The following is a 25,906-nucleotide window of genomic DNA, read 5'->3' on the forward strand; positions in this document are numbered from 1 at the left end:
AATGAAGGCAATCAGCCGGGCAGTGGGACGCTGCTCGGCTGATTTGTTACAATTTCCATTCGTCGTCATATTCCATCAACGGCATAGGCATAATCAACTTATTTTGAAGTTGGTCTCTGTTTTTCTGTTCTTCTACATGAACACACAAAGATACGCAAATAATTGCTTCTCGTACAATGTGCATTAATTCCAGTGTTAATGCGGAAAGTTCATCTTCAGTCACATATAGAGCAAGATCATCAATTTCACCATTAACTCTTGCAGGAAACCATCCATTAGTCACTTTGACATATTTATGCTCAAGTGCATTACGAACATCACTAATGCGCTTCAGACGAGGATTGGGAGAGTCCTCAAACTTGTCATAAAAATCTCTACTAATCCAATATAAAGATGCCAATGCAAAGTTTTCTTTGTGATTAAGAACATTTTTATATTCATAATGGTTCTTTCCCGCTCCAAATCCAGTTAACCATATATGATTAAAGCTAACATCTCTTTCATGTATCCCCAACTCGAAGTAGGAATTGAGAAAATACGCTATTTTGTCGAATAGACCATATAAAGTTTTGAAAGCAGACTTCAATTGCTCAATACGTATTCCATACTGTGGAAAATCAGCAAAGTTGATGAGGTGGGTTTCTTTGTCAGCATAATGTACTTCTTCACGAAATTGCAAAGATAAATAATACTGATACCTTGCATACACATATTCCTGCTTTATTTGGTTAAACATTCCATGAAAAATGGGTTTTGCATCTATAGATACAATCATATCCGGAAGCTGTAACACATCAGTAGCAAAACACAATTCTACTACCGGTAAGTCATTTAGAGTATTCAAAAACAAATTGTTTTCTACAGCCCATTCTCGATACATTTTTTCCTCACAGTTTTCATAAGAAAACTGTGGGATTTCCAAATCCTTTTGCAGAAATCCTTCAACATATTGAGGAATATATACAGCCATTGCCCTAAGGAAACAGTCTTTGGCTGCTTTATGAGTGTTGGGATCTTTGCATTCAACAGCCTTTTTTAGCAAAGAATATGCAAAATAGTGGAAATAATCTTGGTGTCCATCATCATAGTCCATGACACCATAGTCTTGATATACTCTTCCAAGATTTCCAATTGCCATTCCAAATAATGGATAAATGTTTATTGCCTTTTTATACTGTGCTATCGCCTCTATATTTCTCCCACAAGAACAAAGCGTATTTCCGTAATTAGTATACAAGAGGCACTTGAAAGGGTTTACATACGGCCCATATTCTTCTTTTGAATATTCCTCATCCTCGATAATGCCTACACTTTTTCTAAAAGCGTACAATTGTTTCCTTATTGATTTTTCGTGCGATAACGACTTCGCTTGTGCAACATCGCTGTATACAGTACCAATTGAATAGTACAATCGTGCTTGCGATGCGGCATCAACGTCAGGCAGTGTTCTTTCAATTTCGCATACTAACTGCTCAAGTAGCACAATATCTCCCGACATCGAGGCGTCATCAAGTTTTTGCGCATAGATTTCCGATACTTGAGAAAAAGGATTTATATATTCTTTTTGACTCATCTGCATTCTCTTTTCTCTTTATTTATGAAGAAGCGACCAGCCGTAGCTGATCGCCTTTCTGTTAGATATACAACATTAAAGTGTCCTGACTTAACTCCGGCAACAACTTAAAACTTTCTAACATTTTTTCATCGAAATACCGTTGTAAGCCCAATTGTCTTTCGGTATTAGCAAGATCCGAGGATGAAATTTCCTGGAGAATTTTATGAAAGTCAATTTGTCCAAGCACTTTTTTAGTAAATGGACGTTTTGCATCCAAGAAGGCAATAGTCAGAAGAAATTGTTGAACTTTTTCAGAGTTTAATATCAGCATAGCGGTATATGCCGTATCATACGTAGGAAGACAAATGAAATAGCTCGTATCATCAGTCATAACCGGTCTGTTGTCATTGGAAACAAGCACAGAAAATAAGGGCTTTTTATAGAATCCACTCACTCCAACCTTGTATTGTGCATATGAGTAATCACCAATTCCAAACATGGAATAATCGGGAGCATCCTTATAAATAGAACTTTTCCTTTTTGAAAAATACTCTTTATGCGATGTCAAATATGCCCATGTTTTAGGCGCGTCCCTCTCTATGTGAGCGGTATTCTCCCGAACTTTTTTCTGTGTGACAATTACATATTTTTTAAAATTGTAAACAACCGGAGCCTTGAACATACTGCTTTTTATAAGTGGAAACACATATTCTGATTCGATATCTACGGTCTCTTTTAAACCATTTACCAAATCTGTTCCTTGAGATGACAATTCCATAACTTTAGAACAATCGTGCTTTACTCCTTGCCTCCATTCAAAGCAACAAACTCCAGAAAAATCTGGAACATCCTTAGTAGCTTCACTGTAAAGCTTTCCATCTACATACCGGAAGGAGTCTTTAATTTCATTTGGTTTTTCAAAAGAATAGATATTACAAATTTCAGCAGAAGCTTCGCTTTCACAAAGCTCTATTACCAGCAAACAGGCACTTGCATTAATTCCAAACACCTTATTAGCATTAAACTCAAACAGATCACAAGCACTAAAATTTGTATGCGTGCGCTTCATCTCGACAAAAACATTTCTTGCCACAGAAGTTTTACAAAGCATGGCAATTGTCGTGTTTGTGTCAGATAGGGAAGCAATCAATTGTAGAATTATATACTCGCATATATCAAAATTGCTTGCACCGGTAAGCGCATCCATTCCCTTTAAGCCTTTAAAATTTGCTTTCACAGGAAGATTGTCGGAGTTTAATGTTGACAACGTGCTGTTATTAACCCATGGTGGATTTCCAACGATTAGCAGCCGATCCTTACCCTTCAACACAGACTTCAAATTAAAAGAAAAGAAATCTGCATTTATAATATGAACTCGAGGATCACTTATATTTTGTTTACATATCTCACAGTATTCCGGATTAACCTCGATACCAATGATTTCAGAAGAGTCGAAAATCAAACTGCTTTTCACAAAGCTGCCAACACCACACGTGGGTTCTATAATAACGGACGGTTTTAGCTTTCTTTGATCATGAAGATATTTACATACTTTCAAAGAGAAGAACTCTGGTGTTTGGTAATCCCCATATTCTCTCTTACCATTCATAGTTAATAACTCCATCAACTCTATTGTCCAATGCGATGACTCTTGCATACTGAAGTCTCCACTGGAGTGCATTGCTAATTGTTAAATAGCCCTGCTCAGGAGGATAAGTCAGGATTTCATCAGCCAAATCATTGTAAACAATATCATCACCAGGAACATTTCTGTCTTCCAAGAAGCCAATAATATCTTCCCTATTTGCTCCGTCAGCTACCATTTCTCTAAGGCGTCTTGTGATTGTAAAGTCTGCTGTTCTCATCTTGTCAATGAATGTACAATGGGTAAAGTGCAGGGAGCAACGATTTCCTACATCGTGTTTATCATATACAAAGACCAAGAGATTATATCCCAAGCCATATATTTTCTGGCGGGCATTTTTGAACGGGCAACTTGATTGCGGCTGGGTAATGGATGTTACTTTAATATCAGTTTGAATGTTTTCACCAGGCAGATCAATTCCTTTAGCACTGCTGCCAATTCTAACAGTATAACGTTCAGAAAGATAGCGCTGAAATCTATGTTCTACATATGTACCAACTGCTTTTCCATCAGTAACGCCTACTAATTCGGGATGGTTTTCCTGAGACATAAAATCGCAAAAAATCTTTGCTTCTCTAATCAAGTGGTCAATTGTCAATAAAGGCTTCATATTGTAAATTTCCTTTCTTATTTTTCATTCTGATACTGGAATTCAAGAATATCATCAACACTGCAATTAAGTGTTTTACAGATTTTTTCTATACTTTCCAACGAGATATATTCATTTCTTTTTAAACGAGTAATTATGTTTCCGCTTACTCCGGTCATCTCTTTTAACTGAGCATTGGTAATTTTCTTATCTATCATCATGTGGAATAGTCTGTTGTAACAAATGGCCATGCCACACCTCCTGAGTCAAATTTGCATCTTTGTCACCAATTCATATATATATTATCACGAATCCGTGATTTTTTCAATTGTTTCAGCAAAACGAATTCCCCTTCGCTTAATTCGAAAGGGAATATGGTTTGCTTTATCTATCGTTAATCTTTGTAGATACTTTCTCCTTGTGCCGTAAAAAATACGACCACAAATTATTCCGAGAAATTACATCTTCATATTTCCGGATTTTACTACGAAGCTCACTATTTTCCTTTTCCAAGTCCGCTGTGCGAAGTTGACCACGAACAGACTTGTACTCTGCCAGCTCTGCGGTCAATGCAGCGACCTTTGCCTTCAACTCACTTATCATTTTCAACGCTGCATCCAAAGCTTTTTGCAGTTTGGATTCCTTGCGCTCCTGGACATAGAACTTCTTTGCCGCAGCTGCCAGATTTTCATATTCGGATCGATCCAGCATGACTTTTGAGGAAAAAGGGACTGCATGGGGTTCTATTTGCTCCACTTCCTGAACAGCAACCTGTTGCTTTTGAATCTTCTCAATCTCCTTTTCCAGAGAAGCTGCTTGTTGCTCTTTCTGCTGCGTCTGTGCTGTAATTTCTTCCAATCGCTCCTGTTCCCGTTCCACCTTGAACTGGGTTACGGTCAAATGTTCCTCAGAACTTCCTCGTTCTCCACGCTCCACATCCGTATATCCGGCATTGCGCATGGCCTGGAAGAAATCATCCTGGAGGACGCTGTAAGACTTCCGCAGTACCGGCCTGCCATTCTTCTGGAGAATGGGCGCTCCCCGTTCGTCCAACGCCGGTTTAGACAGCCATTTTTTACTGCTGCTCACCTGCATAATCGTTTCCTTGACGGTTCCCACAAGTAATTTGTCTTTGCACCTCTTGGACCAGAGGATCTGCTTCTCCACAACCGGAACATAGACCACATGGAGATGATAATGGAATACATCCTGCCCCAGTGCTTCGGACATAGCCCGGTTGCGCTCATCGGCGTGCATAACAGCGGAGAGAATATATTGTTCGCCACCCACGATCTCTACGACTGCCCTGTAAGCGTCCTCATAAAATCGCTTGGCAAACTCATACCCACCATGGTTATAGAAGTAGGCGGAGTTTACATCAAAAATCAATTCTCCATAAAGGTTGGCATCTGTTTTCAGGCCACGAGTGGAGATTACGCCCTTCTGCTCCATCTGGGCAAACATCTCTGCATACCCGGCGGTAGGCTTCTTAAAGTGGATGTTCTGAGGGGTGCGTTCTGGTATAATATCTGGGTTGGTATAGGATTCTTTTTCTCGTTCATTGTGCCGCTGAGCATTGCCAATTTTGGCGGCGGTCAGGTTTGCGTTTCTTGCACTGGTACGGTCAATCCCATCGTTTCTCGCCATAGAGCTCCTTTCACGTTTGTACGGCCTGCGGGCCGGGGCGCACTTCCTGCGGAAGTGTAATAACCCATTATGATACTTTCATCCTGCGGCTGCAAAGTATCGTGGGCTCTCCGAGGGGGATGCGGCTCCTGCGGGAGCCTCCCTGACTTGTGTGTGCTATCCACACAGCAAGCCAGGTGTGTCCGACATCCTTCCTCCGGTAAGCAATCCTGCCGGCCATGGTTCGGGAAAATCCACCGGATTCTCCCGAACCATCCATCTCCAAAGCTGCGGATTTTTCGGTGGGGACGGTGGTGCGATACCAGAGTATAACTCTGTGCAGGAAATGCAATAAATGCAGAAAATTCCGGTTTCATGCTGCGGGGTTCACAATGATTTTCACATCGGCTGGTCTGCCTACCGACTGGCGTTCCGGTTCTTCCAGCCGAATGTATCCATGTCCCTCCAGCAGTTCCAGCGTCGGAAAAATCTCCTCCGTTTTCTTGAAGAACTTTCCTCGACACATCTGAAAAAGCTCAGAACGCTTGATCACCGATACGTTCTTCTTTTTCAGCTTTGCCAAGACAAATTTGGCTTTCTGGATGGTTAAGTCAGTGCCCATCATGGAATAGGCGTAGGTGGAATGAGCCAGAAAATATTTTCCGATCTGAATCGCCCTGCTCATCGTAGAAGCTGCCACTTCTGTTTTGTCATCTTCCATATCAGCACAGTGCAACAATCCCGCAATCCGGAGCACGGCACCGATATATTTGCTTGCCCAATCGGAAATTGCCTGTCCCTCGCCAACCAGAAACTTCTCATGTTCCTGAAAGTAATCGGCCATCAGATCAAAGGCTTTTTCGGAAAGGTATACCGTCTGGGCATTTCCAGCAATCGGCAGAGCCATCAGGCGAAAAATCAAGCTGCGATAAACGGCGGTTATTTCGGGCGGAATCGGCTGGGTACGAAAGACCCGACTGCCAATTCTGGATGGTGGAGACGCATACAGGAAGCGGGCAATTAAGCCCCGTCCGGTCATGGTGGTATTGGACATGATTTCATCCAGCACACTGGGCTGAATAGAGAGGATAGCCGACAGTGCCGGGTGCATGATGCACTCTGCTTCACGGGTCATTCGATCCACATAAATGGCATCTCCACAATGACCTTTCAGCCAGACATCAATGTTGGATTTGTTGGAATATCGTCCGGCCATGATGTCAAAGATACCGCCCTCGGTGGAAATCACGGAGAATACTCCGTTGTTAGCCGCCATCAAGCTGGTCAGCGCTTCGCTGGAACAATCGTCCGCAAAAAAGCGAACCGGCTTTAGTTCTGGAATTTCTTCCAGCTGCTCCTGAAGTTGCCGCAGCTCCAACTCCATTTCCCGGCTTTCCTTGCGCTCCAGCTTCTTTTGCAGACCGGAGATCTGGCGCTCCGTAGATTCCCGCTGCAAATGGTTTTCCCGTATTTCCATGCTGTGCGCCTTGTTATATTCCTGCTCATACTCATAGAGGAATGTGGTCATATCCCGCATGACGCTGGACTTTCGCTCCCCCGGTGCGGCGATCACCACTGTGTACAAGCTCAAAGGCTCACAGTATCCCGGCGTTCCCTCTATCTTGTATTTTCCCTGTAAACAGATAGCCAGCACACCCAGGCTGATCACCGCTGCCATGTCCGGGGCAGTCTGACTGTGTTCAGCTACCGCACTCACATAATTCCGAACCACATCCGGGAGAGCATCTACCGGAAATGCAGGCAGGTCACTCCACTGTGGAGTCAGCGGAACAATAGGTTGAAAAACCGGTGACGACTCCGCTTTTGGAGTGTAAATTTCCCGGCAATGCTCGATTGCTTTCTGAATGGTGATTGCACCATACGTTGTGCCGGATTGCTGCCGGTCCCATTTATCCCGCATCAATCCCGACTGCCGGAACATAGTGTCCATCTTGGCAGCATCCCGTCCTGTCCAAAAGGCGAGATGACTGCACAACGCCAGATCTGCCTCTGATGGGGACAAATATCCCTCCAATGAACCATTCCAAAGGGCTGTGAATGCTGCCCCATTCTTACTGCTTTTTGCCAGTTGCAGAAGCTGCTCCATGCTTAAATCAGAGTTTTTTTCATTTATTGCATTTTCTGCGCCTACCTCCGGCCTGCGCATGAACTTGTCCAGTAACACTTGCAGCTCCTGGGTCCGGTCACCATACTCATAATCCTCACAGCGGTTTCCGGTCACGGTGACATATTTGTTGGTTGCTCCCGCCACGTACACCTCAATTCCAGCCTGGTGGTTCATAATATAGAATCGTTTGGTATCATACTGAAACCCTTTTGCCGAAAAGAGAATGTGAAGACCGTTTCCGCTGGGGCTGTACTCGGTATAGCTGTGCATTAAGACCACAATTTCTGCGGCGGTCTGGGTGTAATAGCCGCTGTCCGAAACGCAGTTGTCCAGGTCAATCGCACAGATGCCGTTGAAAATTCCAATTCCAATGCCATCATATCCGCTGGCCTGTACTGCTGTTTTATAAGGTACGAAGCTGGAAGGATCGTTGCTTTTCGCTCCCAGACCGGTTTGCGGCTGGTATGGCACCTTCGTTTTCCTCTCATTCCGTTCCTCATACTTCCAGCAGCAGAACAGACCATTTTGTATGATGCTGTCTGGTAAAGCTGTCAAATTCTATTCCTCCTTAAATAATTGTTGAATTTGGCAGCTGTCATGTTATAATATCCTTGCTGAGTGATAGTCACACGGCAGCTGCCGTTTGTACTGTCCGTCAAGAGTTCTCATCTGCCAGGATGAGGGCTCTTTTTTTATGCGATTTCCGGTTGGAAGTATCCAATTTCCTCCCACACCTTTCTGTCGGGGCAGTAGTAGTTGTACTCGTTAGAGTTTTCCAGCTTGATCGCATAGCCGAATTTCAGGATTCCCTGCTGCAAACCAATGCGCACATACTGGGCATCCTTGTGCATGGCGACTGCAATCTCGGTGATGGGGACATTGCGTCCAGTGAAGGGCGGCAGTTCGACATAAACTTTCTTCTCCATGTGAATGACCTCCTTATTGCTAATATGCGAATTATTAGTTCGCATTTCGATTATAAGCCATCCAAGACCGCTTGTCAACACTAAATACGAAAAAGTTATTCGTATTACGACCTTGTAATTCGCACGACTTCGTGTTACAATACAAACGAGGTGATGACAATGCACAGCAACCCGGCTGAAATTGGCGAGAGAATCAAGGCAGCCCGCAAGGCCGCTCACTTGAGCCAAACGGAGCTGGCACAGCGTCTGGACAAGACGATGCGCACAGTTCAAAAATACGAAAACGGTGAAATTGAGCCATCCATAGCGATGATCAATGCCATCGCTAAAATCTTAAACATATCTCCGGCAGACCTGATTGGCTACCAGAAACCTGAAATCCAGCTGGACAGCCTGTCTGATGTAATTGCGGTTCTTTACCAATTAAACAAGAAGGCCGGTATCCGGTTCGAAATCGATGTCCAGCGCCCGCCCCACAGCGAAGAATGGTCCTGCTCCCTGAAATTCAAGGGAAATGACCACTCCGCAGAAATGAATGATTCCCTGTGCCTGATTTTGGAAGAGTTCCGGGACGAGCGTGAAAAGCTGGAAACCTATTGGACCGATCAAGAATCCTTTGACCGCTGGATTGAAAAAGAACTGGCTTACTACGCAGGTGCCAAGTTGCAGGACAAGGAAGTGGAAGCTCTCTCCGATTTGGAGCGCATTCAGCGGCGCAACGAACTGGATCAGCAGATGCTGGAGAAAATGAAAAGGGCCGCCGAAGAAAACGGCGACCAGAAATAACGGTGGGTGTTACATACCCCTGTCAAATTTAATTTGAAAACGCTGGGAGAAAGGAAGTTTGAGATTTTTTGAGATTACCCAACGGATATGGAAGCGTAAAGAAAATGTCCGGAAAGCGAAGAAGACCCTATGCAGTGAGTAAAACCGTAGGGTGGCATGTTAACCCAGAAACAGGCAAGTCCGTTCAAGAACAAATCACCATCGGCTATGCAGCAACCAGAGCAGAGGGGCTGCAAATGTTGGCAGAGTATAACAACAACCCCTTTGACATCAAGGCATCCAAAGCCACCTTCCAGGAGGTCTATGAACGCTGGTCAAAGGAGAAGTTTCCCACCATCTCCAAGTCAAATGTAAAAGGCTATGAGGCGTCCTATCGGGTGTGCGGAACACTTTACAACAAGGTGTTTCGGGATATTCGGCTGATGGACCTCCAATTTGTGGTGGACACCTGCGGGAAGAATTACCCCACCCTGAAAAAACTCAAGGGGCTGTTCAACCAACTATACGCCTACGCCATGAAAAACGACATCTGCAACAAGGATTACTCCGAGTTTGTAGATTTGAGCCGGTACAAGGATAAGAACCCCAACAAGCGTGACCGGAACAAATTCACAAAGGAGCAGATTGCCCGCCTGTGGGAGCTTACAGAGGACCCATACTATCAGATCGTGCTGATGCTGATCTACAACGGTTGCCGCATCTCGGAGTTCCTCGACTTAAAGAAGGAAAACGTACATTTGGAAGAACAGTACTTTGATGTGATCGCCAGCAAAACCGAAAATGGCCTGCGTAAAGTTCCTATTGCCGACAAGGTGCTGCCATTCTACAAAGCGTGGTACGAAGGTTCTCAGTGTGAATACCTGCTCCACACGCCGGATCAAAAGCACTTTGATTACAGGAACTACTACGACAGTTACTTCACGCCCCTGATGGAGCAGCTTGGATATGACCAGACGCCGCACTGTACCCGGCATACCTGCATCTCCATGCTGACAGAGGCCCATGTAGACCAAACCATGATCAAGAAGATTGTGGGACACTCCGGTGCCATGACGCTCACCGAACGTGTCTACACCCACCTGGATATTGAAACACTGGTGGAGGCAATCAACAAGATCTAAACGGAAGAAGGAAAAGCCGTGCAGCACAAAAAAGCAGGAGATGCACTCCTTGCGGAATGATCTCCTGCTTCATAAGGCTTTTTTCGCTTGCGATTCTTGTTCCTTGTGTGCTCCTTGCTTGCTTCTTACGAAGCAAAACGGACCACTTTCGAGGACCACGCACAGCTCCAAAAGTACTGAATTTTCCTGCAAATCGACGTCGTGAGACGTACTGAGAAGTAGGGAAAATTAGCGCTTGGAGAACTGGGGTGCACGACGTGCAGCCTTCAGACCGTACTTCTTACGCTCCTTCATACGGGGATCGCGGGTCAGGAAGCCAGCCTTCTTCAGCACAGAACGGTTCTCGTCGCTCTGCTGCAGCAGGGCGCGGCTCAGGCCGTGGCGGATAGCGCCAGCCTGACCGGAAACACCGCCGCCGGAAACGCGGACGACGACGTCGTACTTGCCCTCCAGGCCCAGCAGGACCAGCGGAGAACGGACGATCAGCTTCAGGGTCTCCAGACCGAAGTAGTTGTCGATATCACGATCGTTGATGGTGATCTTACCGGTGCCGGTGTAAACGCGAACGCGGGCAACGGAATCCTTACGACGACCAGTGCCGTAGAAATAAGGTTTGGTTTCGTACATATTCGATTGCCTCCTTCTTAGAACTCGATCTTCTCGGGCTTCTGAGCAGCGTGAGCGTGCTCGGCACCCTGGTAGCAGTGCAGGCGGGTCAGAGCCTTAGCACCGATGGTGTTGGAAGGGATCATGCCCTTGATAGCGTAGGTCATAGCCAGATCGCTGTTCTCAGCCATCAGCTTGCTGTACTGGACCTTCTTCAGGCCGCCGATGTACTTGCTGTGGGTGATGTGGAACTTCTGCTCGGCCTTCTTGCCGGTCAGAACAGCCTTGTCGCAGTTGATGACAACCACGAAATCGCCGCAGTCCACGTTGGGGGTGTAATCGACCTTCTGCTTGCCGCGCAGCAGAACAGCGGCCTCAGCAGCGACGTGGCCCAGGCTCTTGCCGGTAGCGTCGAGCAGGTACCACTTACGCTCGACTTCAGCGGGCTTTACGAGAGTAGTGCTCATATCTATTTCCTCCTGATAAGCTTTTTGTACGTTTCAGGCACCCTTTTGGGGCGCGAGTGTCAGTATACAACACAAAAACGCGCATGTCAACATGATTTTTGGATTTTTTCGGTGGAAATTTTTGAAACTCTCAAAATCGCTTGTTTTCTCTCAAATCCTCTTGATTTCTGAATTTCGATTTTTGTAAAAGTTTTTTGCCCGCACCGCCATATTTTTGCCATTTGCCCGCTACAAATCCCGCTGCAGTTGTGGTATACTATAAAGGATATGGGCAGTGCACCGCTGCCCTTGCCAACACAAGGAGAATACATCCATGCCAAATGAGATCGACCGCACTTCTTCGGCGCAGCGCCGCAGCTCCAAGCTGCTGACAGCGATGGCCATTTTCATCTGTCTGGGCATCGCAGCCTACATGGTACTCACCCTGCTGGTGAACCGGCAGACCCCCGCGACGCCTGACACCCACTATACCGGCACGAATGGCATCTCTGTCTACTACGACAGCAGCGTGTGGAGCGTGTGCCGCATGACCGAGGATTCCACCCTTGGCACCGTGCTGGAGCTGGCTACCGCCGACACGGCAGACAACGAGGATTATCAGGCCGTTTTGTTACAGCGGGGCACCGCCGACAGCTACGAAAACTTCATTGAGGATTCGGAAGCCGACCTTAAACAAGCTTACGGCGTCATCAAGCCCCGCAAGGTCAACCTGACCGTGGAGGGTGCAGCCGTAGAGGCGGTGCGCTGCGATATCCGCACCTACTACGCCGTGCTGGCTACCATCACCTACGACAGCGGCGATGTGGTCTATGTCTCGGCGCTGACAAAGCTGGCGTCCATCAGCGATGTGGTCAATCTGGTAGAAAGTGTGAGCCTGTCATGAGTGATCTTCGTGCAATGCAGCGGCTTTGCGGTTTAATGCGCAAGGCTGTACAGGACTATGAAATGATCGCCCCCGGCGACCGGGTGATGGTGGGCGTTTCCGGCGGCAAGGACAGTGTGGCGCTGACCATTGGCCTTTCCATGCTGCGCAAGTACATCGGCTTTGACTACGAGGTGGTGGCGGTCACGCTGGACCCGCAGTTCGACCATCAGCCCATGGACTACTCGGCGCTGGCAGAGCTGTTCCGGCAGCACGGCATCCCCTACGAGGTGCGCCGCACCGAGATCGGCCCTGTGGTGTTCGAGTACCGCAAGGAAAAGAACCCCTGTGCCCTGTGCGCCAAGCTGCGGCGGGGCGCGCTGCACACCGCCGCGCAGGAGCTGGGCTGCAACAAGGTGGCGCTGGGGCATCATCTGGACGATGCCGTGGAGACCTTTTATATGAACCTCTGGCGGGAAGGACGCATCGGCTGCTTCTCGCCGGTGACCTACCTCTCCCAGCGGGACCTCACCCTCATCCGTCCCATGTTGCTGGCAACCGAGTACGAGGTGCAGTGCGCCGTGCGGGAGGCGGGCTTGCCCATCGTGAAGAGCCGCTGCCCCGCCGACGGCGTTACCGTGCGGGAACAGACCAAGGAATTTGTGCAGGAGCGCTGCCGCACCGACCACGCCTTCCGCCAAAAGACCCTCCATGCCTTGCAGGAGAGCGGCATTGACGGCTGGCGTCCCGTCCACACGGGCCGGGGCAGCTTTATCGTACCAAAAAAGGAAACAGATCATGCAGAAACAACCATTTGAAAAACACGTCTGGGCCGAGATCGACCTCGAGGCCCTTCGGTATAATTTCCGGGAGGTAAAGGCCCGGGCAGGGGCGCTGCCCCTGTGCGCAGTGGTCAAGGCGGACAGCTACGGCCACGGCGCGGTACAGTGCGCCCGGGTGTTCGCCGAGGAGGGCGCCGCATGGCTGGCGGTCAGCTGCCTGACCGAAGCTGTGCAGCTGCGCAAGGCGGGGCAGACTTTGCCCATCCTCATTCTGGGGCATGTACAGCCTGCCTACGCCGCCGCCCTGATCCAGAACGACATCACCGTGGCCTGCTACTCCCTTGCGCAGGCACGCGCCCTGAGCGAAGCCGCCGTGGCGGCAGGCGGCAGGGTGCACATCCACCTCAAGGCCGACACCGGTATGGGGCGCATCGGCTTTGCCCTGCGCACCGATTTTGACGCCGCCATCCGGGAGATGCTGGAAGCCTGTGCGCTGCCCGGGCTGGAAATGACCGGCCTGTTCCAGCATTTTTCCGTGGCCGATGACACCGCCCCGGAGAATGTGGCCTACACCGCCGAGCAGCACGCACTGTTCGTGAAAGCCTTCCACGCACTGAAGGCCGCCGGGCGGGAGCCTGCCCTTGTACACTGCGATAACTCTGCCGGGGTCATGCTGCACCCGGACTGGCCGGAGGGCTTGCCCCGGGAGCGCTGCATGGCACGCCCCGGCATCATCCTGTACGGCTACGACCCCAGCGACGAGGTGCGCTTTGGGCGCTTTAAGCCGGTGATGACCCTCAAGACCGTGGTGAGCATGATCAAGGAGATGCAGCCCGGCCAGTGCGCCAGCTACGGCCGCCGCTTTACCGCCGAAAAGCCCACCAAGGTAGCCACCCTTTGCACCGGCTATGCCGACGGCTACCCCCGGCTTTTGAGCTGCGGCAAGGGCGTGGTGGAGATCCACGGCAAGGCCTGCCCTGTGCTTGGGCGGGTGTGCATGGATCAGATGATGGTGGACGTGACCGATGTGCCGGAAGTGCGCGAGGACGATGAAGCCATCCTGTGGGGCGGCACCGTGAGCGACACCGCAGAGACCATTGCCCGCAAGACCGATACCATTCCCTATGAAGTGCTGTGCGGCGTTTCCCGCCGCGTGCCCCGCGTCTACCGCGACCACGGACAGATCGTGGCCGTGGAGGACTGGATCTTAGAAGCATAAAGCTGCCCGGAGGAACTACATGGCAAGAGACAACATCCGCAACTTCTGCATCATTGCACATATCGACCACGGCAAATCCACCCTGTCCGACCGCATTCTGGAACTGACCAAGAGCGTGGACGAGCGCACCATGGAGGATCAGATCCTTGACAACATGGATATCGAGCGCGAGCGCGGCATTACCATCAAGGCGCGTGCCGTGACCATGAACTATACTGCAAAGGACGGCAAGACCTACGAGTTCAACCTGATCGACACCCCGGGTCATGTGGACTTTGCCTACGAGGTCAGCCGCAGTCTGGCCGCCTGTGAGGGCGCGATCCTGGTGGTAGACGCCACGCAGGGCGTGGAAGCGCAGACGCTGGCCAACACCTATATGGCACTGGAGCACGATCTGGAATTGGTGCCCATTCTGAACAAGATCGACCTGCCCAGCGCCCACCCGGACGAGGTGGCGCAGGAGGTGGAGGACGTGATCGGCCTGCCCTGCATGGACGCGCCCCGCGTCTCCGCCAAGACCGGCCTGAACGTCGATCAGGTGCTGGAGCGTGTGGTGAGCGATATCCCCGCCCCCACCGGCGACCCGGACGCCCCCTTAAAGGCGCTGATCTTCGACAGCATCTATGACAGCTACAAGGGCGTCATCGTTTATATCCGCGTGTTCGAGGGCACGGTGAAGCCCGGCGACACCATCCGCATGATGGCTACCGGCGCAGAGTTCACGCTGGTGGAGGTGGGTCACATGGGTGCCACCGCCCTGACCCCCTGTGCCCAGCTGCAGGCCGGTGAGGTAGGCTACCTGACCGCCAGCATCAAGACGGTGCAGGACACCCGCGTGGGCGATACCGTCACGCTGGCAGAGCGCCCCACCGCAGAAGCGCTGCCCGGCTACCGTCAGGTCAAGCCCATGGTGTTCTGCGGCATCTACCCCGCCGACGGTGCCAAGTACCCCGACCTGAAGGACGCGCTGGAAAAATTGCAGCTGAACGATGCCTCCCTGACCTTTGAGCTGGAAACCAGTGCCGCGCTGGGCTTCGGCTTCCGCTGCGGCTTCTTGGGTCTGCTGCACATGGAGATCATCACCGAGCGTCTGGAGCGGGAGTTCGATCTGGATATCATCACCACCACCCCCAGCGTGCGCTACCGTCTGACCCTGACCGACGGCACAGTGGAAATGATCGATAACCCCTCCAACTACCCGGACCCCAGCAATATCGTCAAACAGGAAGAGCCCTTTGTGGATGTGCATCTGTACACTCCCAACGACTATGTGGGCGGTCTGATGGATCTGTGCCAGAGCAAGCGCGGCGTGCTGATCGACATGAAGTATCTGGATGATGTGCGGGTGGACCTGCACTATGCGCTGCCGCTGGGCGAGATCGTGTACGACTTCTTTGACGCTATCAAGAGCCGCAGCCGGGGCTACGCCAGCTACGACTACGAGTTCAAGGAATACCGCGAGAGCGATCTGGTCAAGCTGGACTTTTTGCTCAACGGCGACCCCGTGGACGCTTTGTCCATGATCGTGTTCCGGGACAACGCCTACGCCAAGGGACGCCGCATCTGCGAAAAGCTGCGGGACAACATCCCGCGCAACCTGTTCGAGATCCCGGTACAGGCGGCCATCGGCGGCAAGATCATTGCCCGCGAGACGGTCAAGGCCATGCGCAAGGACGTGCTGGCCAAGTGCTACGGCGGCGATATCTCCCGTAAAAAGAAGCTGCTGGAAAAGCAGAAGGAAGGCAAAAAGAAGATGCGTCAGTTGGGCAGCGTTTCCCTGCCCAGTGAAGCCTTTACCGCCGTGCTCAAGCTGGACAGCGACGACGATTGATCTGCAAATATACAAAAGGGATGCTGCGTGTGCGGCATCCCTTTTTTGATGGGAACTCCCAAATGTGAAATCCGCTCATGGCAGAGATGCACTCTTTGCTTTTCACTATAAATATGTTATAATTTCTTTATATATCAATTTATGTATCCGTTTTTGGAGAGATGGACTGCGGCCTTGTGCTGCGCGCGTCTCCATGCAACGTTCCCCCACAGAAAGGATGTGGCCTTTATCAAAGCAAAGCACGGAAAAGGCGCAGTGCAAAACAGCAGACACACACACAGCGGCGGCGCACAGAGGACAGCATCTCTCTGGAAGCAGGTACTGCTGACCTTGCTGGTTCTTGTTGCCCTGCTCGCCCTGATCGGCGGGGCGCTGTGGCAGAATATCTGCTATAACCGTACCCACTATACCGCAGAGTTTTATCAGATCCATTCCCGCAAGCTGACCCAGAGCTGCCGGGTCGTTTTTCTCACCGATGTACATCTGCGGGAGTACGGGCAGGATAATTGCGATCTGGTGCAGGATATCCGCAGCCTTGCCCCGGATCTGATCCTGCTGGGCGGCGACCTTGTGACCTACGGCGAAGGTTCCAGCTATGATAATATGCTTTCCCTGTGCAGTCAGCTGAACCAGATCGCGCCGGTGTGCGGCGTGATGGGCAACCACGAGGACGAGCTGTATTTTCTGAACGGCGATCAGGCTCTGGTGGAAAAGTTCACCGCCGCCGGGGTGACCATCCTGCGCAATGAAGAGGCGCGCTATACCGTCCACGACAATGTCATCAGCATTCTGGGCGTGGAGGGCAGCCCGAAGGACTTTTACAACTACGGTGCCAGTACCTTTATGGACGCCGCAGAGCAGCAGACGGACTACGACCTGCGCATCTGTCTGGCGCATGTGCCCACCTACTTTACCGAGCATCTGGAAAATTATTCCTTTGAGCTGGGTCTTGCCGGGCATACCCACGGCGGCATCGTGCGACTGCCGAAGGTCGGCCCACTTTACAGTGCCGAGGAGGGCTTATTCCCCGACTATGCCGGGGGCAGCTATGGGCTTGCCAACAACGCCACCCTCATCGTAAGCCGGGGACTGGGCGATTCCAGCTGGGCGCCCCGCATCAACAATGTGCCGGAGCTTTCGGTCATTGACATCGACTAAGCAGTCTGCACCGCGCGTGCAGGCCGCTGCAAAAGGGTAGAATGCCATGGATGACATCAAAGAAAAGATCAAACAGGCGCTGCGCCATATCTGGACAAATAAATACCGCCTGTTTCTCTGCCTGCTGACCTTGTGCTGTCTGTTCGGGCTGGTTCACTATTTCAAAAGTGCGGACAGCGCCACCGCCAGCATCTCCTTCAATTACTCTGAGGCCGCGCTGGGCATGAACCCCAACAAGACCCGCTTCAACGCCTACGAGATCGTTTCGGACGAGGTGATGAAACGCGCCATCCGGCGGGTGGGCTTGCAGGACAGCCTGACTGCCTCCCAGCTGGCCCAGTGCCTTTATCTCAGCCCGGAAGGCACCGGCAGCGCCAATGGCAGCGAGTATATCAGCACCAACTACTATCTTTCCATCAACACCCGAAAGCTGGAGCTTGGCAGCCGCAAGGCTACGGATCTTTTGCAGAGCGTGTGCGAATCCTACCGGGAGATCTTTCAGAGCAACTACTGCGACAACCAGAGCCTGCTGAAGGAAAAGCTGGAAGTGACCTCTGCGTGTGAGCCTTATCTGCGGCTGAACGAGCTGGAGGTGCGCGCTGAGGGGCTGAACCGCTACCTGAACGCTCGTCTGCAGGAGAACAAAAGCTTTACGGACGAGGCAAACCCCGACTCTGCCACCAACAACTTTACCACGCTGGGTAAAAAGATCAACAATCTGGTGGATTACGATCTCCCCAATGCCATGGCCTTTGTCATTGAGGGCGGCGTTGCCCGCGACCCGTCCATGCTGACCAGCATTCTGGAATACAAGAACAAGATCGACGATCTTGCCATGCGCACCCAGCAGGCTTATTATGACGCCGATAAAAAGGGCATTTCCATCTACGAAAAGTCCATGACCTCCATCATGATGATCCCCACCGTGGATGAGGCCAGCGAATACTATATGTCCCGCACCAAGACCGCCATGGACGCGCTGGCGCGCTCGGCAGATGCTTCTCTGTCCGATGCCACCGATTACCAGTCCGAGATCGTGAGCACCAATTATGTGATCCAGAAGATCCGGGAGCTGGACGCCGGGCAGCCGCGCTTGGCCGAGGCACAGGCCATGGTAAACAAGCTGGAAGCTGCCATCAACGAGATCTCGGAGCAGCTGTTCGTGCTGGACAAAGCCTACGTCAAGTATAAATCCCAGAACTATATCACATTTGCCTACGGTTCATCCTCCTTTATCCAGCGGCTGAGCCTGAAAAAGACTCTGATGGAGTCTGTTGCCGTGATGCTGGGCGGCGCATGGCTGCTCCACGAACGGAAACGCAGAAAGGTAAGGCACCACAAATGAAAAAGTTTGAGATCCTGCGCTATCTGAAGCGTTTCAGCATCCTGATCTTTCTGGTCGCGCTGGCAGGTGCAGCCGCCATCTACCTGTATGCAGACGGGCGGCAGATGTACACAGCCTCTGTCATCATCCGCTATACCAACGACGGCATCTCGGACGGCTACACCCCGGACGGCAGCGATCTGGATGTCAACGAGATCTATTCCTCCACGGTCATTTCGCAAGCCATGGATGCGCTGGGCGCTTCCGGGCGGCTGAGCACTATCCGTTCCAACATTTCGGTGACACCGGTGATTTCAGAGGATCAGCAGACCATCAATGATGCCTTACTGGATAAGGGCGAAGAGGTGACCTACTTCCCCGACACCTACAAGGTGAGCCTCGTGGTAGACGGAGCGCTGGGCGCGGGCTATGCCCGCAATATGCTGGATGCTATCATCCAGAGCTACTGCACCTATTATACGGAAAAATATGTGGAGCAGAAGCTCTCGCTCAATCCTTCGTCCGGTCTGCTGGACAACGGCTACGACTACTACGAGTGCATCCGCATTCTGGAAAACGATACCACCGAGATGCAGAACTACCTGCTGAGCAAGCGGGAACATTACCCAGACTTCCGCTCCTCCCGCACCGGCTACACCTATGCAGATCTGTGCGATATCTATTCCGATTTCAAAAAATACACCATCCCGGCGCTGTACGCCTATGTGCTCAACGGCCCGCAGGTGCGGGACGGCACGGTGCTGCAGGAATATCTGGCCAACTGCATTGAGACTGCAAAGCAGGACGAGCAGATCACCACCGAACAGAGGGACAGCTTGTGGAACCTGACCGACCAGTATGTGTACAAGAATGCCGACCTGCTGAAAAACTACTTTACCGACCGGGGCGATGTGGTATCCTCAGAATACATCCTGAACAACATCGAGCTGGAGGGCTCGGGCGATAAGGCACAGACCACCTACGACGGTCTGGTGCTGAAGCTGGTGTCACTGGAGCAGCAGGTGGCTGCCAGTCAGATCGACCGGCAGTTTCAGGAGGAGATCCTGCAAAGCTTCCGCAACGTGGATTTTGGCGGCACAGACGAGCAGCACGCCAAGATGGAAAGCCTGATCAATGACTACGAGTCGCAGCTGAAAAGCTACTACGAGATCATCAATACCAGCAGCAAGGAGCTGAACCTGTACATCAGCGCGGATTATCTGAAGATGATCAGCTCGGTGCAGGTGGCTGCCGCCATCAATGTCAAGCTGTACCTGATGCTGGCGCTGGTGCTGTTCTTTGTGATCGGCTGCTGCGGTGCCGTTCTGCTGGGACGCCTCTCGGATGTGGTGGATTATCTGCTGTATGTGGACAAAAAGACCGGCCTGCCCAACCGCGAAAAGCTCAATGTGTACATCACCGGCATGGCCGGCCGCATCCTGCCGGAGGACTATACCTGCTTTGCCTTGCAGCTGGACAATCTGACCGAGATGAGCCGCCGCTTCGGCTACACCGTGGGCGACGGCATCCTGAAGGATTTTTCCGGTCTGGTGCAGCTGATGGGCGACACTGACGGCACGGTGGGCTACAACGGCGCGGGCAAGTTCCTTGCCTTCTTTGATGAATGCAGCAGCCGGAAGGCAGAAGTCATGATCCGCATCCTGCAAAGTCAGGTGGACGAGTACAACAAGCTGAACCCGGAGTACCCCATCCTGTTCACCGCTGCATGGGCGACCACCTCGGAGGAGGAGCTCTACCATGTGCGCGACCTTGTACGCTGCGCACAGAAAAAAATGGCCCTGACCGCAGAGGAGGGCGGCGCTATCCTTGGAATTTCTGAAACCTGAAAAAGCCGGAGAACTTAGATGAAACAATTGCTGAAAAAGCTGACCCATGGGAAACGGCGCACCGGCGCAGCTCCGTCTGCGCTGGCGTTTCCCGATGCAGCTGCCGCAGAGAACTACCTGAAAGCTCTTGCACCGATCCCCACAGGGACGATACAGGCCGACAACCGTATAACCCCGCAGTACGATCTGCACATTATTGTACCGTGCTACAATGTTGCGCGCACCATTGTCCGCTGTGTGGACTCGATCCTTTCACAAAAGACCGGCTATACATTTTTTGTGTCACTGGTCAACGATGGCTCTACCGATAAAACACCGGAGCTGCTGGAGCGATACCGCGCTGACCCCCGGGTAGAGATCCTCACACAATCTAACCGTGGGCTTTCCGGGGCACGAAACCGCGCACTGGAGCATATCCGGGGAAAGTACATCCTGTTTGTGGACTCAGATGACACGCTGCGCAAGGGTGCCGTACAGGCGCTGCTGTCCAAAGCGCTGGAAACGAATGCTGACATCGTGCAGGGCGGCTTTGTCAACATTACCGGACACGGCCTTGTTTTTGGCCGGACGGGCTACCGGGAGGGCTCTGTTGACGAAACCGGACAGACCCCCTACGGTATGGCATGGGGCAAGGTGATCCGCAGCAGCCTTTTTGCCCATCTGAAATTCCCGGAGGGCTACTGGTTCGAGGATACGATCTTTGCCTTCTGCATCGCCCCTTTCCGGCCTACCCATTATCTGATCCCGGCGTATGTCTATAACTATACCCGGAACCCGCTGGGCATCACACTGCGCTCCCGCAAAAAGGCAAAGGCGGTAGATACCGTATGGATCATGCGGTATCTGATGGCAGAGCTGGCACAGAAAAAAGAGGTGCACTCTGCGCAGGTGCAGCAGCTTTTGTTACAGCACATCGCGCTGGCGTGGTATCGGCTCTCCCGTTTGGACGAAGCCGTCCAGCAGGCGGCATTTCTGGTGATGCAGCAGATGTATGCTGCGTACTACGCCCCACAAGATATCTGTGTGCAGGACAGCCGTCTGCTGGCACTGCATCAGGCACTGGCGGTGAAAAACTATGGACAGTATCTTGCTGCCGCAGAAAACCTGACATAAGGGCTGCAAACACAGATAAAGGGAGAAATTTATGATACGAGTGCTGCATTCGGTCAGCAATATGGACCGCGGCGGGATCGAGACCATGCTGATGAACTACTACCGGCATATCGACCGCAGCAAGGTTCAGTTTGATTTTATCGTCAACAAGAAAAAGCCCGGCGACTACGATGATGAGATCCGCCGTCTGGGCGGGCATATCTACCAAAGCCCGGGGCTTGACCCGCTGCATTACCCGGCGTATCTGCGCTTTGTGCAGCAGACCGTGGCCGCAGACCCCCGCATCCGCATCCTGCACGCCCACAACGAGGCCATGGGGCTGTACGCCCTGAAGGGCGCGGAGAAGGCGGGGCTGCCCGTGCGCATTGCCCACGCCCATAATATCTGGATCGTCCGGGACTATAAGTGGCCGCTGAAGATGCTTTGCAAGCGGCTGCTGCCCGGCGCAGCCACCCACCTGTGGGCCTGCGGCCGGGACGCAGGCATCTACTATTTTGGCAAGGCGGACTGGGAGCGCCGGGGACAGATCATTCCCAACGCCATTGAGCCGGAAGCTTTTCGATTCTCCCCCGCCGTCCGCGCGGAAATGCGGGCGCGTTACGGGCTGGAGAACCGGGTGGTGCTTGGTCATGTGGGGCGCTTTGACATCCGCAAGAACCACGAGCGTCTGCTGGAGATCTTTGCTGCCTTTTTGCAGCTGGAGCCCCGGGCGGTGCTGGTGCTCATCGGCACCGGCAGGCTGGAACCGGCTGTCCGCGCACAGGCACAGGAACTGGGCATCACAGACCATATCCTGTTTGCCGGGCTGCAAAGCAATGTGGCAGACTGGTACCAGTTGATGGATCTCTTTGTCATGCCCTCCCGCTTCGAGGGTCTGCCGGTGGTGGGCATCGAGGCGCAGGCCGCCGGGCTGGGATGCGTATTTTCGGACGCAGTGCCGGAAGAGGTGCTGCTTTCGCCCCGCGCCATCCAGATCCCGCTTTCTGCCAGCAATGCAGACTGGGCGGCAGGCTTGCAGCGGATGCTCCAACAGCCCTGCGACCGTTCTGCCGGTGCAGAGCTGATCCGGCAGGCAGGCTACGATATCAACATCGCCGCCGCCCGCTTGCAGCAGCAGTACTTGCAGCTGAGCGGAGAGGCGTAAGTCACCTGCGGGAACACCCGCTACAAAAGGAGAACCCTTTTTCATGCGCACATTGGATCAGATTTTGACCAAAAAGGATTACAGCCGGAAAACTCCGGCCTCTTTGTTTTATAAGGACAGCCCGCTGTGGCAAAGACTGCTGACCATCAGCTGCGTATTCTTTCTGGCCGGAGCAGGGTTGGGAGAGTGGAAGCCCATCAACACCACACTGGGTGGCCTTCCCAAGGCCATCTCTCTGGGAGTGATCGGGCTTGCGGTGCTATACACTCTGTTTTACCCGGACGAAACACGCCTCCGGGAGATCTGGAAGCCTACCCTGCTGTATATGTCCCTGATGGCGGCACTGTTTTTCTGGTCGATGGTCATCTGGATCGAAAGCTTTGCTGCGGTGTCCTCCATGATCCGCAGCTGCTCCAAGCTTGTGTTCCAAAGCATTGCCATCCTCACTGCCGTGGCGCTGGTCTATCTGTTCCGGGAAAAAGCCATCGACCTGTTTACCATCAGCATCTGCATTGCCAACACGGCCATCATGCTGCTGAGCATTCCCGGCTACGGTCTTGCAGCCAGCCTCCAGTCTCTCATCACCTGTCTGGTCACCTTCGGCGATGCGGATGGCTATGCGCTGCAGCTGGAGATCCACGACCTGACCTTTGTGTTCGGACAGATGGTTTTGTATTACGCCGTCTTTGCGCCCCATTCCACCCCGCAGGAAAAACGCAAGCGTCGGCGGTATCTGCTGCTCTGCTGCTGGTTTTTTCTGGTCGGCATGAAGCGCATCGCCATCCCGGCAGTGGTCCTGTTCATCTTGATCGCTCTGCTTCTCCGCAAGCGCAAAGTCCCCAGCTGGTTTTACCCGGCAATGGGCGGGTGCTGCATCCTGTTTTTTCTGGCGTTCCTCTATTGTGTGCGCAATGGTATCATTACAGCGCTTCTACTGCGCTTTGGCATCGATATGATGGGACGGGACTACCTGTGGAGCATGGCAAACCCCTACTATGAATTTTCCATCACCTATCTCGGCCACGGCTTTGAATATGTGGATACCATCATTGCCCAGTGGTACAATGCGGGACTCCTCAACCAGGCCATTCCTTTCCACAACGACATCCTGAAGGTCTTTGTAGAGGTAGGATTTCCCGGCTTTCTGCTCTGGTCCGGCATCCAGTATGTTCTGACCCCGCTGTTCTGGCAGCGCTATGCAGACCAGCAGACTGCGCTTTTATATATGTGTGAGCTGGGCTATATGACGGTGACCTACCTGACCGATAATACTGCCTTTTATTTCTGGAGCGCGATGGCGCTGCGTCTGGTGACGCTTGCCTATGCCATGGAGCGCAAAAAGCCCCCGGAGCCCAAGGTGTGGATGCCGGACAGTCGGCAGGAGATGCGGGACCGCATCCGTATTCTGATGAAGGAAGTGTGACAGCAAGGAGTGAAAACAATGCCCTGTATTACGTTTATACTGCCCATTTATAATATGGAACGCCTGCTGCCCCGGGCGCTGCGCTCGCTGCGGGCGCAGACCATGACCGACTTCGAGGCCATCCTCATCAACGATGGCTCCAAGGACGGCAGCGCCGCGCTGTGCGCACAGGCTGCTGCCGAGGACGCGCGCTTTCACTTCATCGACCAGCCCAACGGCGGCGTAGCCGCTGCCCGCAACGCGGGTCTGGATGCCGCCCGGGGAGAATATATCTTCTTTCTGGATCCGGACGACTGGGTGGAGCCGGACGCCGCAGAGCTGCTGTACAGCGCCGCCCGGGACGCGGATGCGGACTGCGTGGAGTTTGGGTTGTATCTGGACAGCTATGATGAAAAGGACCAGCTGCTGCACACACAGACCAGCGGCTGCGCCCTCTCCGGCGTGTACCGGGGCGAGCCCTTCAAGGAGCATTTTGACGAGATGGCGTCCTCGTATCTGATCATCAATAAGCTGTTCCGCAGAGCGTTTCTGGAGCAGCACCATCTGCGCTTTCCCTGCCATCAGCTGGGGGAGGACGGGCTGTTTTTCGTAGCCTTCTATCGCAGGGACCCCGGCTGTCTGGTGGTGCTGGAAAAGCCGCTGTACCACTACACGATTGCCCGGCGGGGCAGTCTGTCCAACAGCTACCACCCGGAACGGTTGGAGGATAACTTTTATCTCAGTGACGCCGTGTGGGACACCGTTTCTGCGTGGGGCTTGCAGAACAGCCCCATGCACCGCGCAAAGGCGAACTACTGTACCGTCCGTGACCTGATGATGGGGATCAAGAACCTTGGGTGCAGTCCGCTTTCCCTTGCAGAGCAGACCGCCTGGCTGCGCAACACCTTGCAAAAGCCCCGCGTGCACACAGCAGTGCGCAGCACCCCGCTGCACGTCATGCAAAGCCGGAACGACCGGGTAAAGCTGCTGCTGCTCAAGCTGCGGCTGTGCCGCACAGTGCTGCTGCTCTCGGGCGCAAATCAGCGCAAGCATCCCTGAAGAGAAACGCAAAAAGCCCCCCGCTGCCGGCTGGCAGCGGGGGGCTTTGTTACCGATTTAAATGAAAATCAGCGCTTAGTTCTGCTTCATGCGAGCGAAGCAGTCGGAGCAGTAGACCGGACGGTCCTCACGGGGCTGGAAGGGAACCTTGCAGGCCTTGCCGCAAGCTGCGCAGACAGCGTCGAACATCTGACGCTCGCCGCTGTTGCTGCGTGCGCCGCCGTTCTTGCGGGCGTCACGGCAGGGCTTGCAGCGCTGGGGCTGGTTCTCGAAGCCGCGAGAAGCGTAGAACTCCTGCTCGCCGGCAGTCCAAACAAATTCCTTACCGCAGTCCTTGCAGACCAGAGTCTTGTCTTCAAACATAGTAGTATCTCCTCTTTAGTTAGTTCTTGCCCACGGAAGGATTGTAACCATACCTTTGGTTTTGGGACCATCGCGCTGATCAGTAAGCTTACCAGGGGCTTGAATAGATAAACGCCCTCGGATTGAGGACTTTCCTATTGTACCGTTATTTTTGAGATTTGTCAACCAAAAAACAACCGTTCGCCCTTTTATTTGTACACATGGCACAAACCGACAGCATATATTTGGGTAAAATCACCGCCGGAAGATAGAAAAGCGGCGCGTCGCACAGGTTTTGTGCAGCGGCAGATAATTTATGATTTGTGGTTCAGAAACACCCGCGGGTGTTTCTGAACCACTTTTTCACACAAACA

23 protein-coding genes are annotated in these 25,906 nt (G+C 52.3%); 13 read left to right on the forward strand and 10 right to left on the reverse strand.

Going from position 1 to position 25,906, the window contains the following annotated elements; all coding sequences use genetic code 11:
* Positions 1 to 46: 46 nt before the first annotated feature.
* From DXB44_RS04495 to DXB44_RS04525, 7 genes are all read right to left on the reverse strand, one after another.
* The gene (locus tag DXB44_RS04495; protein WP_147366378.1) at positions 47 to 1,573 is read right to left on the reverse strand and encodes an LA2681 family HEPN domain-containing protein; all 1,527 of its coding nucleotides are present in this window, start codon (positions 1,571 to 1,573) and stop codon (positions 47 to 49) included.
* A gap of 61 nt (positions 1,574 to 1,634) precedes the next feature.
* Positions 1,635 to 3,164 (reverse strand): methyltransferase, encoded by a 1,530-nt coding sequence (locus DXB44_RS04500; protein WP_118657890.1) that lies wholly within the window; start codon positions 3,162 to 3,164, stop codon positions 1,635 to 1,637.
* Positions 3,154 to 3,810 carry a restriction endonuclease gene (locus DXB44_RS04505; RefSeq protein WP_118657891.1) on the reverse strand — a complete coding sequence of 219 codons (657 nt, stop codon included), beginning with the start codon at positions 3,808 to 3,810 and terminating at the stop codon, positions 3,154 to 3,156. Before DXB44_RS04505 ends, DXB44_RS04500 begins: the two co-directional genes overlap by 11 nt.
* 17 nt (positions 3,811 to 3,827) lie before the next feature.
* Positions 3,828 to 4,040, reverse strand: a complete 213-nt coding sequence (locus DXB44_RS04510) for a helix-turn-helix transcriptional regulator (RefSeq protein ID WP_118657892.1) — start codon at positions 4,038 to 4,040, stop codon at positions 3,828 to 3,830.
* Between the two features lie 133 nt (positions 4,041 to 4,173).
* Complete coding sequence (locus DXB44_RS04515; RefSeq protein WP_118657893.1) at positions 4,174 to 5,436, reverse strand: plasmid recombination protein; 1,263 nt, start codon at positions 5,434 to 5,436, stop codon at positions 4,174 to 4,176.
* Between the two features lie 352 nt (positions 5,437 to 5,788).
* The gene (locus DXB44_RS04520; protein ID WP_118657894.1) at positions 5,789 to 8,098 is read right to left on the reverse strand and encodes a DUF3987 domain-containing protein; all 2,310 of its coding nucleotides are present in this window, start codon (positions 8,096 to 8,098) and stop codon (positions 5,789 to 5,791) included.
* 137 nt (positions 8,099 to 8,235) lie between these two features.
* The gene (locus DXB44_RS04525) at positions 8,236 to 8,469 is read right to left on the reverse strand and encodes a hypothetical protein (protein WP_118657895.1); all 234 of its coding nucleotides are present in this window, start codon (positions 8,467 to 8,469) and stop codon (positions 8,236 to 8,238) included.
* Between the two features lie 159 nt (positions 8,470 to 8,628).
* Between DXB44_RS04525 and DXB44_RS04530 the strand changes: the two genes are divergently transcribed.
* Together DXB44_RS04530 and DXB44_RS04535 are read left to right on the forward strand one after the other, a co-directional pair.
* A complete protein-coding gene (locus DXB44_RS04530; RefSeq protein ID WP_158581874.1) occupies positions 8,629 to 9,255 on the forward strand; it encodes a helix-turn-helix transcriptional regulator in 627 nt (208 codons plus the stop codon).
* A 236-nt stretch (positions 9,256 to 9,491) separates the two neighbouring features.
* The gene (locus DXB44_RS04535; protein WP_347561799.1) at positions 9,492 to 10,376 is read left to right on the forward strand and encodes a tyrosine-type recombinase/integrase; all 885 of its coding nucleotides are present in this window, start codon (positions 9,492 to 9,494) and stop codon (positions 10,374 to 10,376) included.
* A gap of 228 nt (positions 10,377 to 10,604) precedes the next feature.
* Here DXB44_RS04535 and rpsI read toward each other — a convergent pair whose 3' ends face one another.
* Positions 10,605 to 11,003 (reverse strand): 30S ribosomal protein S9, encoded by a 399-nt coding sequence (gene rpsI, locus DXB44_RS04540; protein ID WP_005929995.1) that lies wholly within the window; start codon positions 11,001 to 11,003, stop codon positions 10,605 to 10,607.
* Positions 11,004 to 11,020: 17 nt separating this feature from the next.
* On the reverse strand, positions 11,021 to 11,449 hold the full coding sequence (gene rplM / locus DXB44_RS04545) for a 50S ribosomal protein L13 (RefSeq protein ID WP_055185524.1): 429 nt from the start codon (positions 11,447 to 11,449) through the stop codon (positions 11,021 to 11,023).
* Between the two features lie 313 nt (positions 11,450 to 11,762).
* Between rplM and DXB44_RS04550 the strand changes: the two genes are divergently transcribed.
* The 11 genes from DXB44_RS04550 (at position 11,763) to DXB44_RS04600 (ending at position 25,190) form a co-directional block, all read left to right on the forward strand.
* Positions 11,763 to 12,332 carry a hypothetical protein gene (locus DXB44_RS04550; protein WP_118657898.1) on the forward strand — a complete coding sequence of 190 codons (570 nt, stop codon included), beginning with the start codon at positions 11,763 to 11,765 and terminating at the stop codon, positions 12,330 to 12,332.
* The gene (locus DXB44_RS04555) at positions 12,329 to 13,129 is read left to right on the forward strand and encodes a tRNA 2-thiocytidine biosynthesis TtcA family protein (protein WP_112090743.1); all 801 of its coding nucleotides are present in this window, start codon (positions 12,329 to 12,331) and stop codon (positions 13,127 to 13,129) included. The genes DXB44_RS04550 and DXB44_RS04555 overlap by 4 nt, the downstream gene beginning before the upstream one ends.
* Positions 13,110 to 14,312 (forward strand): alanine racemase, encoded by a 1,203-nt coding sequence (gene alr / locus DXB44_RS04560; RefSeq protein WP_097783053.1) that lies wholly within the window; start codon positions 13,110 to 13,112, stop codon positions 14,310 to 14,312. The genes DXB44_RS04555 and alr overlap by 20 nt, the downstream gene beginning before the upstream one ends.
* A gap of 19 nt (positions 14,313 to 14,331) precedes the next feature.
* On the forward strand, positions 14,332 to 16,143 hold the full coding sequence (lepA, locus tag DXB44_RS04565) for a translation elongation factor 4 (RefSeq protein WP_118657899.1): 1,812 nt from the start codon (positions 14,332 to 14,334) through the stop codon (positions 16,141 to 16,143).
* A 330-nt stretch (positions 16,144 to 16,473) separates the two neighbouring features.
* Positions 16,474 to 17,301, forward strand: coding sequence for a metallophosphoesterase (locus tag DXB44_RS04570; RefSeq protein WP_243111024.1), 828 nt, complete (start codon positions 16,474 to 16,476; stop codon positions 17,299 to 17,301).
* A 46-nt stretch (positions 17,302 to 17,347) separates the two neighbouring features.
* The gene (locus DXB44_RS04575) at positions 17,348 to 18,646 is read left to right on the forward strand and encodes a hypothetical protein (RefSeq protein ID WP_118657901.1); all 1,299 of its coding nucleotides are present in this window, start codon (positions 17,348 to 17,350) and stop codon (positions 18,644 to 18,646) included.
* On the forward strand, positions 18,643 to 20,472 hold the full coding sequence (locus tag DXB44_RS04580; RefSeq protein WP_118657902.1) for a GGDEF domain-containing protein: 1,830 nt from the start codon (positions 18,643 to 18,645) through the stop codon (positions 20,470 to 20,472). Before DXB44_RS04575 ends, DXB44_RS04580 begins: the two co-directional genes overlap by 4 nt.
* 18 nt (positions 20,473 to 20,490) lie before the next feature.
* Positions 20,491 to 21,585, forward strand: a complete 1,095-nt coding sequence (locus tag DXB44_RS04585) for a glycosyltransferase (RefSeq protein WP_118657903.1) — start codon at positions 20,491 to 20,493, stop codon at positions 21,583 to 21,585.
* 31 nt (positions 21,586 to 21,616) lie between these two features.
* On the forward strand, positions 21,617 to 22,729 hold the full coding sequence (locus DXB44_RS04590) for a glycosyltransferase family 1 protein (RefSeq protein ID WP_118657904.1): 1,113 nt from the start codon (positions 21,617 to 21,619) through the stop codon (positions 22,727 to 22,729).
* 43 nt (positions 22,730 to 22,772) lie between these two features.
* Positions 22,773 to 24,152 (forward strand): O-antigen ligase family protein, encoded by a 1,380-nt coding sequence (locus tag DXB44_RS04595; protein WP_118657905.1) that lies wholly within the window; start codon positions 22,773 to 22,775, stop codon positions 24,150 to 24,152.
* Positions 24,153 to 24,170: 18 nt separating this feature from the next.
* Complete coding sequence (locus tag DXB44_RS04600; protein WP_118657906.1) at positions 24,171 to 25,190, forward strand: glycosyltransferase family A protein; 1,020 nt, start codon at positions 24,171 to 24,173, stop codon at positions 25,188 to 25,190.
* 75 nt (positions 25,191 to 25,265) lie between these two features.
* On the opposite strand, the gene DXB44_RS04605 is transcribed toward DXB44_RS04600, so the two are convergent.
* Positions 25,266 to 25,553: a zinc-ribbon domain containing protein gene (locus tag DXB44_RS04605; RefSeq protein WP_005921120.1), complete on the reverse strand. Its 288-nt coding sequence runs from the start codon at positions 25,551 to 25,553 to the stop codon at positions 25,266 to 25,268.
* Positions 25,554 to 25,906 lie beyond the last annotated feature (353 nt).

The sequence above is a fragment of the Faecalibacterium sp. OM04-11BH genome (genome assembly GCF_003482185.1).
GTDB lineage: Bacteria > Bacillota > Clostridia > Oscillospirales > Ruminococcaceae > Faecalibacterium > Faecalibacterium tardum.

What these genes read in the sequence shown, in the direction of transcription:
- rpsI (WP_005929995.1), bottom strand. Translation starts at nt 11,003, where the DNA reads ATGTACGAAACCAAACCTTATTTCTACGGCACTGGTCGTCGTAAGGAT.
- DXB44_RS04605 (WP_005921120.1), bottom strand. Translation starts at nt 25,553, where the DNA reads ATGTTTGAAGACAAGACTCTGGTCTGCAAGGACTGCGGTAAGGAATTT.
- DXB44_RS04505 (WP_118657891.1), bottom strand. Translation starts at nt 3,810, where the DNA reads ATGAAGCCTTTATTGACAATTGACCACTTGATTAGAGAAGCAAAGATT.
- DXB44_RS04510 (WP_118657892.1), bottom strand. Translation starts at nt 4,040, where the DNA reads ATGGCCATTTGTTACAACAGACTATTCCACATGATGATAGATAAGAAA.
- DXB44_RS04595 (WP_118657905.1), top strand. Translation starts at nt 22,773, where the DNA reads ATGCGCACATTGGATCAGATTTTGACCAAAAAGGATTACAGCCGGAAA.
- DXB44_RS04575 (WP_118657901.1), top strand. Translation starts at nt 17,348, where the DNA reads ATGGATGACATCAAAGAAAAGATCAAACAGGCGCTGCGCCATATCTGG.
- DXB44_RS04580 (WP_118657902.1), top strand. Translation starts at nt 18,643, where the DNA reads ATGAAAAAGTTTGAGATCCTGCGCTATCTGAAGCGTTTCAGCATCCTG.
- alr (WP_097783053.1), top strand. Translation starts at nt 13,110, where the DNA reads ATGCAGAAACAACCATTTGAAAAACACGTCTGGGCCGAGATCGACCTC.
- rplM (WP_055185524.1), bottom strand. Translation starts at nt 11,449, where the DNA reads ATGAGCACTACTCTCGTAAAGCCCGCTGAAGTCGAGCGTAAGTGGTAC.
- DXB44_RS04535 (WP_347561799.1), top strand. Translation starts at nt 9,492, where the DNA reads ATGTTGGCAGAGTATAACAACAACCCCTTTGACATCAAGGCATCCAAA.
- lepA (WP_118657899.1), top strand. Translation starts at nt 14,332, where the DNA reads ATGGCAAGAGACAACATCCGCAACTTCTGCATCATTGCACATATCGAC.
- DXB44_RS04585 (WP_118657903.1), top strand. Translation starts at nt 20,491, where the DNA reads ATGAAACAATTGCTGAAAAAGCTGACCCATGGGAAACGGCGCACCGGC.
- DXB44_RS04600 (WP_118657906.1), top strand. Translation starts at nt 24,171, where the DNA reads ATGCCCTGTATTACGTTTATACTGCCCATTTATAATATGGAACGCCTG.
- DXB44_RS04555 (WP_112090743.1), top strand. Translation starts at nt 12,329, where the DNA reads ATGAGTGATCTTCGTGCAATGCAGCGGCTTTGCGGTTTAATGCGCAAG.
- DXB44_RS04515 (WP_118657893.1), bottom strand. Translation starts at nt 5,436, where the DNA reads ATGGCGAGAAACGATGGGATTGACCGTACCAGTGCAAGAAACGCAAAC.
- DXB44_RS04590 (WP_118657904.1), top strand. Translation starts at nt 21,617, where the DNA reads ATGATACGAGTGCTGCATTCGGTCAGCAATATGGACCGCGGCGGGATC.
- DXB44_RS04550 (WP_118657898.1), top strand. Translation starts at nt 11,763, where the DNA reads ATGCCAAATGAGATCGACCGCACTTCTTCGGCGCAGCGCCGCAGCTCC.
- DXB44_RS04495 (WP_147366378.1), bottom strand. Translation starts at nt 1,573, where the DNA reads ATGAGTCAAAAAGAATATATAAATCCTTTTTCTCAAGTATCGGAAATC.
- DXB44_RS04525 (WP_118657895.1), bottom strand. Translation starts at nt 8,469, where the DNA reads ATGGAGAAGAAAGTTTATGTCGAACTGCCGCCCTTCACTGGACGCAAT.
- DXB44_RS04530 (WP_158581874.1), top strand. Translation starts at nt 8,629, where the DNA reads ATGCACAGCAACCCGGCTGAAATTGGCGAGAGAATCAAGGCAGCCCGC.
- DXB44_RS04500 (WP_118657890.1), bottom strand. Translation starts at nt 3,164, where the DNA reads ATGAATGGTAAGAGAGAATATGGGGATTACCAAACACCAGAGTTCTTC.